9 protein-coding genes, 1 tRNA gene and 1 pseudogene are annotated in these 12,055 nt (G+C 63.5%); 4 read left to right on the forward strand and 7 right to left on the reverse strand.

Annotated features, from left to right (window positions below):
* Positions 1–209: 209 nt before the first annotated feature.
* A pseudogene (locus tag Q7S20_05010) lies at positions 210–1,019 on the forward strand (dienelactone hydrolase family protein).
* Positions 991–1,066: transfer RNA gene (locus Q7S20_05015), tRNA-Leu, on the forward strand. Before Q7S20_05010 ends, Q7S20_05015 begins: the two are co-directional and overlap by 29 nt.
* A gap of 23 nt (positions 1,067–1,089) precedes the next feature.
* On the opposite strand, the gene Q7S20_05020 is transcribed toward Q7S20_05015, so the two are convergent.
* On the reverse strand, positions 1,090–2,337 hold the full coding sequence (locus Q7S20_05020; GenBank protein ID MDO8501181.1) for a hypothetical protein: 1,248 nt from the start codon (positions 2,335–2,337) through the stop codon (positions 1,090–1,092).
* Positions 2,334–5,330: an acyl-CoA dehydratase activase gene (locus tag Q7S20_05025; protein MDO8501182.1), complete on the reverse strand. Its 2,997-nt coding sequence runs from the start codon at positions 5,328–5,330 to the stop codon at positions 2,334–2,336. Before Q7S20_05025 ends, Q7S20_05020 begins: the two co-directional genes overlap by 4 nt.
* Positions 5,331–5,555: 225 nt before the next feature.
* Here Q7S20_05025 and Q7S20_05030 point away from each other — a divergent pair, with 225 nt between their 5' ends.
* Entirely contained in the window at positions 5,556–6,617 is a 1,062-nt protein-coding gene (locus Q7S20_05030; GenBank protein MDO8501183.1) for an OmpA family protein, read from the forward strand.
* Positions 6,618–6,814: 197 nt separating this feature from the next.
* Here Q7S20_05030 and Q7S20_05035 read toward each other — a convergent pair whose 3' ends face one another.
* Positions 6,815–7,453, reverse strand: coding sequence for a pyridoxamine 5'-phosphate oxidase family protein (locus tag Q7S20_05035; protein MDO8501184.1), 639 nt, complete (start codon positions 7,451–7,453; stop codon positions 6,815–6,817).
* Positions 7,454–7,469: 16 nt separating this feature from the next.
* Between Q7S20_05035 and rocD the strand changes: the two genes are divergently transcribed.
* Positions 7,470–8,684, forward strand: a complete 1,215-nt coding sequence (rocD, locus tag Q7S20_05040; protein ID MDO8501185.1) for an ornithine--oxo-acid transaminase — start codon at positions 7,470–7,472, stop codon at positions 8,682–8,684.
* A gap of 16 nt (positions 8,685–8,700) precedes the next feature.
* On the opposite strand, the gene Q7S20_05045 is transcribed toward rocD, so the two are convergent.
* The 4 genes from Q7S20_05045 to Q7S20_05060 form a co-directional block, all read right to left on the reverse strand.
* Positions 8,701–8,868: a hypothetical protein gene (locus Q7S20_05045; GenBank protein MDO8501186.1), complete on the reverse strand. Its 168-nt coding sequence runs from the start codon at positions 8,866–8,868 to the stop codon at positions 8,701–8,703.
* Positions 8,869–9,054: 186 nt separating this feature from the next.
* On the reverse strand, positions 9,055–9,945 hold the full coding sequence (locus Q7S20_05050) for a DUF4382 domain-containing protein (protein MDO8501187.1): 891 nt from the start codon (positions 9,943–9,945) through the stop codon (positions 9,055–9,057).
* 93 nt (positions 9,946–10,038) lie between these two features.
* On the reverse strand, positions 10,039–11,526 hold the full coding sequence (locus tag Q7S20_05055; protein MDO8501188.1) for an amidase: 1,488 nt from the start codon (positions 11,524–11,526) through the stop codon (positions 10,039–10,041).
* A 22-nt stretch (positions 11,527–11,548) separates the two neighbouring features.
* Positions 11,549–11,965 (reverse strand): DUF190 domain-containing protein, encoded by a 417-nt coding sequence (locus Q7S20_05060; GenBank protein ID MDO8501189.1) that lies wholly within the window; start codon positions 11,963–11,965, stop codon positions 11,549–11,551.
* Positions 11,966–12,055: the final 90 nt, after the last annotated feature.

The following is a 12,055-nucleotide window of genomic DNA, read 5'->3' on the forward strand; positions in this document are numbered from 1 at the left end:
CAGCGGTGAGACTCAATCCCCGTCGATCCGAGTCGACGGCGGAACGTAGAACGGAAGCCGGGCCGCGTCTGTTGATAGTCAAACTTCGATCGCGGGTATGTCGTCCCAACCCAACGATCTCGTTGCGCGGTCTCGTGAGTGATGTACCGAAGCGGAAGATTAGCGGTATGAAGGAGAGCATATCGATAGAAGTGAGCGACGGCACGCAGATGGGCGCGTACGTTTCAAGACCGCCGGGTAATGACCCTCGCCCCGCCATGATGGTCTTTCAGGAAGCGTTGGGTGTGAACTCGCAGATCCGCGGAGTAGCTGACCGGTGGGCGGAGAAGGGATTCGTTGCGATCGGCCTGATCTATTTGATCGAGTGAGCCCCGGCTACGAAACCAGTGCGCTCGACATCGAGCAGATCATGCCTCTCGTTCGATGACGGATTGGCTGCCGACGCAACTGCAGCGCACGCATGGCTGACCGAGCAGTCCTTCGTCGACTCGTCGCGAATAGCCGCTGTGGGATTCTGTATGGGTGGCCGCGCCACATTCATTGCCAACAGCGAACTGCCACTCGCTGCGGCGATCTCGTATTACGGCGGCTCCATCGCGCCCGCGCTTCTGGACCGTGTGCCTCGACTCCATGCTCCGCATCTCTTTTTCTGGGGCGGGCAGGACAAAGGAATTCCTGCTGAGCAGCGACGCGCGGTGACGGACGCTCTTGAGGCTGCCGGAAAGCTTTTCGTCAGTGTCGAGTTCTCGGATGCTAATCACGCATTCTTCAACGAGCAGGTCTATCGGTACAATGAGGCAGCTGCCAGGCAATCGTGGGCCAGGTCACACGCGTTTCTGCTGAACATTTCTAGCACGGTGGCCGGGGAGACGCATAAAAAAGTGAACGCGAGGTTCCGGGGTGAGTTTGGGGGTGAGTTTCTTCCGGCAGAGTGCGGCATTGAAGTCGGGAAACTCCGGCACCGACGGCCGGTTTCCCTCCAAAGTCCGGCAGAATGTAGTAGTTGGTTAGTGTATTGACCTGCTTCGGGAGCAGGAGGTCGCTGGTTCAAATCCAGTCGCCCCGACTATGTAGATCGATGCCCTGCCGTTACTTCAAGTGACTGCGCGCGAACTGCGTGACCTGGTGAACGAACGCCTCGAGTCGTGTCCTGATGTTCGTGATGCGTTGGCCGTCGAAGTTGACGTCGAGCCACGGCAGTTGCCCGAAATCCCGCCGCATCCGCGCCGAAATGCCGCTCACCACGATGCCGGGCATGCAGGAGAAGGGCATCACGTTCACAATCCCGGAGACGCCGTGCTGCGCGTAGTCCACCACTTTGGCGACGGTGAGCAGCGTCTCCGTGCCAAGCAGTGGGTCGAAGTATGGGCGCGCCATCTCGAATAAGTCGCGCATCGGCGGATCGGCCGGGTGACGCAGCAGCTGTTGCAGCCGCGCGAACATCTGGCGCTCGACGCGCTCCTGGTAGGCGCTCAGCGCCTTGGTGCCAAGCAGGCCGACCCATGAGCCGAAGAGGACGTCGCGCTCCATCTTCGTCTCATCGGTGAAGTGCAACCACTCCGTGAGTGTGCCGGTGACGACCTCTGCACCCGCCGCCTCGAGTTGCAGGATGAAATCCTGATTGCTGTGGGAGTTCAGCATGACGTAGATCTCTCCGAGCATGGCCACCACCGGCCGCGGCGTCGAGCGGTCCACGTTGACTTTGGCGAAGTCGGTGGCGATGCGATCGAGCGCCTGCAAAAGCAGCTTGCCGCCTCCCCGCTTCACTGTCTCCTCGATCACCTCCAGCCCCCGCTGGTACGCCTCGTCGGTCGCTCCTTTGCGGAGTTCGTACGGCCGGAACTCATAGCGGAGCTTGAGCAGGAGGTCGACGGCGACGATTCCTTCCCATACCAGCAGACGCAACGCTTGTGGGTGTTTGCCAAAGCCGCGGTACGAATTCTCCGAAGTCGGCGAGAGGATCTCGACGTCAGCAAAGCCTTCACGATCGAGCAGCTCCCGCTGCAGGATGCGGTACTGCCCGAAACGACAGGGCCCGGGGCTGGCGGGGATGATGAGCGCCGAGTTCGCAGGATCGATCATCCCGTTGCGACAGGCACGGATGATATCTCCGGTGGCCAGGAAGCACGGAAGGCACTCGCGCCCTCCACAGAGATCGAGGCCGATGGCGAGGGTCTCGTCGTCCGGCGGAGGGAGTACCTCGCATGCGATGTCATGGTGGCGAAGCGCGCCGCGGATGGCCACGACGTGGTCCGACATGAAGGGCAGGTACACCGTTCGGTTCTCCGCTTCCCCTCGCATCACCGGCAGCTGGCCGCGAGTGGACACCGCGCTCATGCCATCCTCCGCAGGTTGAGACTGTCGAGAAAGGCCTCGCAGCGCGTGATCATTCCCGCGTCGCCGGTGTGGTCGTCGACTTCGAGCTCGAGGAACGGCTTGCTGCCCAACGTCTCGCGGAAGAACGAGATCAGGAAGGCGTCGGGTCCGCAGTTGAAGTTCGTCAGGTACACCGCCTGCAACCGCGGATCGTCGCGCACAATCGCACCTGCCCGTAGGATGTCCTGACCCGAGCGCCAGTACATGTCGTCGTACCGCTCCGGCACCGGCACCGATTCGATCGGCAGGAAGTCCATGGGGATGGGGAGTACGCCGAGGCGTCGCAACTTGTAGGGGAGGTCGAGGTTCGCCCCAGGATCGTTCGCGGTGTAGGGTCGTCCGACGACGACGACCGCCGGCATCTCGCTGTTGAGGGCGTCGAGCGCCTCGCGGCCGCGAGTGCGGATCGCGACGGTGAAGCGCCGCAGCGCGTCCCATCCCGCCCGCACCGCGTCATCGGCTACCGCCTTCGATGCGCCGGTCAGCGCGTGCGCGAGCGCGCGCAACTGGCCCCGGGCGGCGCGTGCGTTCGCCAGGTGCAATGCCAGATTCACGACGCGCGGCCCGTTGGGGCCTTCCGGCATGTTGGCCATCAGCAGGTGCGGCGTCGCCGAGATCAGTGGGCAGTAGTGATTGTGCGGCTGCCCCGGCGCGGCATTTTCCCGCGTCATCAGGCTGGGCAGGAAGAGCACATCGATATCGCGAGCCGTCACGTCGAGGAGGTGCCCGAAGGCCAGCTTCACCGGGAAGCACGACTCGGCCACGGCACTCTTCTGCGTGAGCTTGACCAGCTCGGGATTCGTTGGTGCGGACAACACGACATCGCACCCCAGCCGTTCCAGGAAACCGCGCCAGAACGGGAAGAAGTCGAAGAACGTGAGGTTGCGCATGACACCGACGCGCAGCTTTCCGGGCGCGCGATCACGAGGCGGCGGTTCCGTCCAGCCATCCAGCAGCAGGCGCTCCCGCTCCGCAAAGAGGTCGGGAATCTCGCGCCACGACGTGCTTATGCCGCGCCCGGCCTCCTCGAACTTGTCGCACCGCGCTCCGTAGAAGAACGGCGTCTCCCCCTCGATGACGACCTTGTGCACTTCACACAGATTCGGGCACGCCCTGCACTCGAAGACGGAGCTCTCGTATCGCCGCTGCGAGAGGTCGAAGCCGCGGAATCGTGTCGGTGCGACATCGACGCTCTGGCGTCGCTCCATCTCCTCGCGCGCGAGGATCGCCACGCCGATGGCGCCGGTGACGTCGTGGTTTGGTGGCACCGTGATCGCGCGCCGCGTGATTGACGAGAACGCCGAGACCACCGCCGCATTCGAGGCGACGCCACCCTGGAGGAACACCCGCGACCCGATCGGCCGTCCGTTGACGACGCGATTCAGGTAGTTCTCAACGATGGAGTAGGCCAGGCCCGCGGTGAGATCCGGGACGCGCGCGCCCTGCTGCTGGTGGTGCACGATATCCGATTCCATGAAGACCGTGCACCGCTCGCCCAGCGCGGCGGGACACGGCGAAGAGAACGCAAGTTCACTGAACTGCTCCTCGATCCGGATCTTGAGGCGGTCGGCCTGCTCCTGCAGGAAGCTCCCGGTGCCGGCAGCGCAGGCGTTATTCATCGTGAAGTCAGTCACCGCCCCGTTGTGCAGCCGGATGAACTTGCTGTCCTGTCCGCCGATCTCGAAGACGGTGTCGACGCCCGGATCGATCGAGACGGCCGCGCATGCCTGGGCCGTGATCTCGTTGCGCACGACGTCAGCGCCGATGAAGTCGCCGGTGAGGTATCGTCCCGATCCGGTGGCGCCCACGCCACGCACGTTGACCCGTGCCTCGGCGTCGGCCGCGACGAGGCGGAGTCCCTCGCGCACCGCCTCGAGCGGTCGGCCGGCAGTCATGAGGTAACGGCGCGCCAGCACGCGATTCCTGGCGTCGATGAGGACCACGTTGGTACTGACGGATCCGACGTCGGCGCCGAGCCAGGCGTCGAGCTTCTCGCCCGGTGGCAGCGAAGCGACATCCAGGTGCGAGCCGTCGCCGCTGGACGGGCGAACGAGGACCGGCAGGCTGGCCCGGTCTGACGATCCGGCTCGCATCGCCTCCTGCAGTCGATCAAACCCGACGAATGGCCGCGTCGCAGCACCCCGCTCGGCTTCGTCCATCGCAACGTAGGCGGCGCCGAGGGCGGCCATGATCGTGTGGTGCTCGGGAACGATGATCGACCCCTCGGGGACGCCGAGCACCGTTTCGAAGGCCCGCTTCACGGCCGCGTTGTAGGCGACGCCACCCTGGAAGAGAATCGGGGCGACGAATCGCTTGCCTTTGCCGATGACGGTGGTGAAGTTGCGCGCCATCGCGAGACAGACGCCCATGAGGATGTCCGACATCGGCGTCCCCACCTGCTGCAGGTGGATCATGTCGGACTTGGCGAAGACGGTGCACCGGCCGGCGATGCGCGCGGGGCTCCGGCTCTCCATGGCGATGCGGGCGAACTCGCCGTCGATGGCGATGCCGAGTCGCTCGGCCTGCTGGTCGAGGAAAGCCCCTGTCCCCGCGGCACAGAGGGCGTTCATCGAGAAGTCCTCGAGCATCATCTGGCGGCTTCCCTCATCCCAACGCAGGGAGAGAAGCTTCGAGTCCTGCCCGCCGATCTCGATGATGGTTTGCGCTTCGGGGTGAAATTCCCCAACGGCACGGGTCTGCGCGACCAGCTCGTTCACGTGCACACCGCCAATGACGTCGGCGATCGGACCACCTCCCGAACCGGAGAGGCCGATCATGCGCACGCCTGAAGGGTCGACGTCCTTTCCGATCTCCGCGAGAGTCTGGAGCAGCGCCCCGCGAGGGCGGCCGGACGACCGCACGTATCGCCAGCCGAGCAACCTCCGGCTCCTGTCAAGCGCCACGACCTTCACCGTCGTGGATCCGACGTCAATGCCAAGACAGACCGCTTCCATTCGACTCCTGCCAGGTATGGCGGACGCATTCCGGAGGTCTTCGAATAGTCGAAGCGGCTCCCCGGGGCAATACGGCATTCTGCCTTTAAGAAGGTCGGTGCCCTCTTCAGTTGCGGCCATACGTCATGTGACGTAGGCGTGCGGGACAACCGCGCTCGCCTTCCTCAGGCGCCGGCAGTCGGCGCGGCGGTGGCGCTTGCGGGCCGGTCCGGCGCTGCTGCCGCCATGAAAATAATACAGAGCATGGGGATGCCGGGCGGCCGCGCACTCGCCGCGAAGGGGAGCGGCGCAAAAGCGGCTGCGGCTCCCCCCGCCGCCCCCGCCGCCAACGTCTGGGTCAACTACGATTTCGTGCCCGGCGAGAAGGTGATCTTCTACTCTGATTTCACCGACGATCAAGTTGGCAACTTCCCGGAGCGGCTGCAGTTCGTAGAGGGGAACATGGAAGTCACCGAGCTTGGCGGCCGGCGAGCTTTGCGGGCAACCAGCCAGAGCAAGCTCACCATACCTCTGCCCGAAGTCCTGCCCCAACGCTTCACCATCGAGATCGACGTCATCAACCGCCCATCGGTTGACGGAGCGGATTTTCATATTAGTGGCCTCGTCGGCCCCACGGATAACGCCGGAACTTCCATAATTGGCTGGGGGAGCGATGGCGTTGCGCTGCTCGGCGGGGGCGGAGGCGAGGTCAAGCTTACCAAAAACGATGCGAACCGGCTCCGGTACCGCGGCAAACCGGCACAACTCCGGATCCTCGGCGACGGGAAATACATCAAGGTGTATCTCGACGAGAAGCGCATGGCAAACGTTCCCAACGCCAACTTCGCGCGGTCAAAGGTGCTGCATCTGATCATCGACGCGGGGAGCGATGAGAACCCGGCCTACATCGGGCGTATCCGCGTCGCCGAAAGGAGTAAGTCCCTCTACGATGATCTTGCGGCGAAAGGTCGTGTCGCAACTCAGGGCCTTCTCTTCGATACCGGGAGCGACCGGCTGCGCCCGGAGTCAACACCGACACTGAAGCAGATTGCGGCAATGCTCGAGCAGCATCCCGAGTTGCGACTGCGGATCGAGGGGCACACCGACAACGTCGGTGCGAAGGACGCCAATCGGAAGTTGAGCGACAAGCGCGCAGCGGCTGTGAAGACGGTGCTGGTTGGGGACTACTACCACGTGAACGCGGGGCGGCTCGAGTCGAAGGGGTTCGGCGACACCAAGCCGGCGGGGACGAACGCCACGCCCGAAGGACGCTCCAACAACTCGCGGGTGGAGCTGGTGAAGATGTAAGCTCGAAGTGACTCGCGTGGAAGGCGCGCTCGGCGTACGTCCACGCGTTCATCTGCTGCTGCCCGGTACCCGCGGTGCCGGAGTCTACCGAACCTTCGAAACCTTCCCTGCCTCCTACCGATAGAGGGTCGGCGTCCGACGATCACAACTCTCTTCATCGACTGGATTTATTCGACTGAAGCCGACGCCGGTGCCGCTTAGCGGTTCCTTCGTCTGGTAGTGAATCGGCCGGGATCAGCCCGCGGAAAGTCCAGCATCACCGGCCTCCAGGTCTTCGGATCGCTGATCATCCCGTTCGCGTCGCTCACTACCTCCATGTGGACCGGAGTCACTCGTATCAGCAGGTAGTCGTCACCGTGGTTCCGATCGCGGTAAAACCCCGCCCATTCCTCCTTCCAGTGTTTCTCCTTCTGGGCGGGGTCCGAGACGAGCACAGCCCGGCCGTCGAGTGAGACATAGCCGGGGTTCCCCGACTCGAACCACAACAAGGTCACGCGGCCGTCGCGCCTGAGCTGGCTCACCTTGCGAGTGAGCGCGTTGGTGGCAACCCAGACAGTGAACGAGGAATCCGGCGCGAATGGGTCCACGATCCTCGCCTGCGGCTCACCCTTTTCCCCCAATGTCACGAAGGTACCGAACCGCGCCTTCTGAATTATCGATCTTGCCGCGGCAAGAATCTCTTCGCGAGTCGGCGGCGCCTTCTGCTGAACCTGAGCCGCAGTGACATGCGGAATGCAAACAAGACCTAAAAGCGCTGCAGTGACTGAAGGCCCTCTCCACCACCTCTCTCCCGGAAGGAAAGCCCGAAAATGAAGTATCTTGGTAAAGAGACTCAAATGAGGAACAGCCTGCATGCCAACACAGATCACGGAGAACACTGAATCGCTCGTCGCGCTGGAGGAACAGTGGGGCGCGCACAACTACCATCCGCTCGACATCGTCGTCGAGCGCGGCGAAGGTCCATGGCTCTTCGACGTCGACGGCAAACGTTACCTGGATTGCCTGAGCGCGTATTCGGCGGTCAATCAGGGACACTGCCATCCCCGCATTCTCGAAACGATGCGCGCGCAGGCGGAACGCGTCACTCTCACATCGCGCGCGTTCCGGAACGATCAGCTGCCGCTGTTCTGCGAGGAGCTTGCGCAGTTCTGCGGGATGGACTCCGTCCTGCCGATGAACACCGGGGCGGAAGCGGTCGAGACAGCGATCAAAGCCGCACGCCGCTGGGGCTATCGCACGAAGCAGATTCCGCAGGATCAGGCGCAGATAATCGTCTGCGCGAACAACTTCCACGGCCGAACGACTACCATCATCGGATTCTCGTCGGAGAAGAGCTATCAGGACGGCTTCGGCCCGTTCACTCCCGGGTTTGTCACGGTGCCGTTCGGCGACATCGCCGCAATGGAAGCAGCCGTCAATCCGAACACCTGTGCGATTCTCATCGAGCCGATCCAGTGCGAAGCCGGAATTCTCGTTCCGCCGGACGGATATCTCCGGGCCGTGTCCGATCTCTGCAAGCGCCACGACATTCTCTTCCTCGCAGACGAGATACAGACCGGCCTCGGACGCACGGGCAAGCCGTTCGCCTGCGATCACGAGTCGGTCAAACCCGACGCGTACATCCTCGGCAAGGCTCTGTCCGGTGGATTCTATCCCGTCTCTGCATTCGTGACACGGCGCGAAGTGATGGACGTGTTCGACCCGGGAAGTCACGGAAGCACCTATGGCGGCAATCCGCTGGGATGCGCAGTTGCGCGGACGGCACTCGACGTGATCAGAGAAGAAAAGCTCGCCGAGCGCTCCGCGGAGCTCGGCGAATGGTTCATACGAGAGCTTCAGACGATCGAGCACCCGAATATTCGCGAGATTCGAGGGCGCGGGCTTCTCGTCGGTGTCGAGCTCACCGTGTCCGCGCGACCTTTCTGCGAAGCACTCATGGAGCGCGGGTTGCTGTGCAAGGAGACCCATGACTTCGTCGTCCGGATCACGCCCCCGCTGGTCGTAACCCGGGAAGATCTGGAGTGGGCGGTGCAGCGAATCCGCGAGACATTCGCTGCGATGGACTAGTGTACTGCAATGCGAGTCAGACCTCTATCTTCCCCGTTTCAAGCTTACCTGGAAGCGTGAGCTCAACCCGGACCTCACCAACGAGCGTGGGGATCGGAATCATTTCGGCGCCTCCGGCGATCAGGGTTGACCGGCCGTTCCTGTTCGTGATCCGGGAACGTTTTTCAGGCACGATCCTGTTCATGGGAAAGATCGTGAAGCTACCCGCTTAGGACGGCGCACCCGGACCGGCACATGCGCGGCCACCAGCACTCGCACCCGTGGAGATTGCCAGGGTCTGATGCGATTCCAGTGTTCCCTACCTCGTGGATATCGAAAGCCCCTGCGACAACCAGCCGCAAGGGCTTTCCATTACCCTCGATTGTGACTGCTACTTCGGGAGCACTATGATCTTCCCGGTTACTGCGCTCCCCGCCGTGATGGTCACGCCACCCGCGAGAAGAGCCGGCTTGTAAACCGACGCAGCGGGAGGCGTCGCGCGGACGACGTACGTCCCCGGAGGCAGGAAAGCCAGCGTGAAGTTGCCGCTCGCATCGGTGACACCGGTGCTCACGATGTTGTTGCTGTTCGTGTCGGTCAGCGTGGTCCCATTCTTCAGAACCTCGACCGTCGCACCCGCGATCACGGTGCCGGTGGTGTTGTCACCGCGTACGGTTCCGGCGACGCTCCCCGTGCTCTGCTGCGAGACCGCGTGAATCACCGGCTTGAAGAGAAGTCCGTTCTGCGAGATGGAATTCCCCCGCATGACGAAGCTGCGGCCAACGTCGAAGTCAATCAGCATGTTCGTGCTGCCGGGCCCGACGACGACCGGATTGTCGAGGATGATCTTGATTCCGTTCTTTCCCGCCGACGGCCACTTCACATCAGGCTTCGTCCCATCGTTCAGCGTCACGCTCGACTTGTCAGTGTCGAGGATCAGCCTGAAGCCGCGATAGTTTCCATTCGGCAGCGTAGCCGAGCCGAGGTTGGCGGTCTGCCCCTTTGTGAGACTGAGCAGGTTGATCGCCGAGTTCGGCGACACCAGGGTCTTCCAGCCAGCGGAATCGCTACTTGCCGCTTCGGCAGAATCCACGTCGGCGATCTTGCCGTCGATTCTCAAGATGAAAACGTCGACGCTCTTGACCTCGCTGAACGGAAAAGGCGCGTCGGTCAGCATGATATTGAGCTGTCCGGAATCGCTGGCGGTCCCTGAATCAGAGCAGGCCAGCACAGCCCCGGCGGCGAGCGCCGTGGCGGTAAGTAGTCCAAGTCGTGTGTGCATAAGCGGTTACCTCACAAAAACGCTTCGGAAGCAGGTGTGTTTCTCTGGTTAATAAACAGCAGATTCCAGGCCACCACCCCCGCTTTTTGCCCCTCACGCACTGACCGGCGGACGGCGTCCACTCCACGGGCGCGCCGCTTCCAGCTGCCCGGCAAGTTGGAAGAGCGTCGCCTCGTCGCCGTAGCGACCAGCCACCTGCACTCCGATCGGGAGGTTGCTCGAGTTCCAGTAAAGCGGCACAGACATCGCCGGCTGGCCCGTGACGTTGAACAACGGCGTGTAAGGGATGACATCGAAGATCTTGCCCGCCGCCTTATCGAGCGCACCGAGCAGCCGAAGCGCCGTACCCGCGCGCAGCCGGCCCAGCACTCGCAGCAAGGTCCGCTCGCTCGCGGGCGGCTGCCGCGCGCCAATCTTGAACGGCGGCTCCGCCATGGTCGGAGTCAGCAACACGTCCACTGTCTCGAAGAACCGCCCCACTCCACGCCCGGCCGTGCGCAGGTAATGCTCGGCCAGCACGAACTCGCCGGCCGACAGCTTGCCGCCGATGAGGTGCAAGCCCCATGTCGTGAACTCGACGTCGGCTGGAGTGGCAGCGTGTCCCACGAGTCGCTTCGCTTCAATGAGATCTGCGTGCACCTCGCCGCAGACTATCGTGAGGAACGCGCGATTGAATGCGTCGCGATCGAGAACTGGACAAGCTTCGACGACTTCATGGCCGAGTGACTCCATGAGACGCACTGCATCGTCGAGCGCGGCGATGCAGTCGGGATGGACGCTGTGTCCGAGCAGCGGCTTGCTCGTGAAGGCAACGCGAAGCCGGCGGGGAGCCGTGTGCACCTCGTCGAGGTATGGGCGCGCTGGGGGAACCGGCCAGTATGGAGCGCCGGCATCGGGGCCCGAGATTGCGTCGAGCATCGCCGCGCTGTCGCGCACCGAGCGGGTGAGGCAATGCTCCACAGCCGCGCCCTGCCACACTTCTCCGTTCACCGGACCCGCCGGCGTGCGTCCCCGCGTCGGTTTCATTCCGAAGATGCCGCAGCATGACGCCGGCATGCGAATGGATCCTCCGCCGTCTCCGCCGCTGGCCCATGGCACCATTCCGCTCGCTACCGCCGCAGCCGATCCGCCCGACGATCCACCGGTGGTGCGCGTCAGGTCCCACGGATTGTGCGCGGGGCCGAGCAGCTCCGACTCGGTGAACGGGGTGAGCCCGAATTCCGGCGTGTTGGTTTTTCCGACGACGATGACGCCGGCCGCGCGGTAGCGGGTAACGATCTCGGTGTCGTGCGGTGGAATCCACCCCTTGTAGAGCCGGCTTCCGCTGGTCACCGGCTCGCCCGCGTACCACGAGAGAAGATCCTTCAGCAGAAACGGCACGCCCTTGAACGGGCCGTCCGGCAGCGGGCCGTCGGCCTGCTCGAGAGCGGCATCGTACATCTTGTGCACGACCGCATTGAGCTTCGGATTGAGCGCCTCGATGCGCTCGATGGTCGCCGCTACGAGCTCCCGCGGTGAAACCTGACGGGTGCGCACCAGCTCGGCGAGCGAGACCGCATCGTGCGACGAGAAGTCGTTCATCGGGATGTTGGGTGGAAGTGTTTCAGGCGCCGCCCGGCGGGCCCGGTACCTGCCATGAGCCGGTCAGGTCAATGGACCAGTCGTCGGGAGTCTCTTCCTCCGACCGATGGGGACGATACATGATCACCTTGGCGCGCTCGAGGGTGATCATCCCTCCCGTGATCATGCCGTCGAGCTCCGGCAGAATCGCTCTTATTCTGTCCTCGGTCTCGACGCACTCGATGACCATGGGAAGATCCTGAGACAGGCGAAAGACATTGGCGCGATGAATCCGCGAGCTCGCACCGAAGCCCATTATGCCGCGGAATACCGTGGCCCCCGCGTATCCGCGTTTTCGCAGCAGCCCCACGATTTCCTGGTGCAGCGGGTTCCCATCATGCCGGTCGCGTTCACCGATGTGAATCCGCATGAGCACCCGCTCGCCTTTGAAGCCGTGCATGACGTCTCCTCGTGCCGGTCGCGCAACGGGAATCTACATCAGGTCACGCATCCCGGCCCGCATCGCTCTCGCCCGCGGCGCCGCCGGGTC

It is taken from the genome of Gemmatimonadaceae bacterium (genome assembly GCA_030647905.1).
Taxonomy (GTDB): domain Bacteria; phylum Gemmatimonadota; class Gemmatimonadetes; order Gemmatimonadales; family Gemmatimonadaceae; genus UBA4720.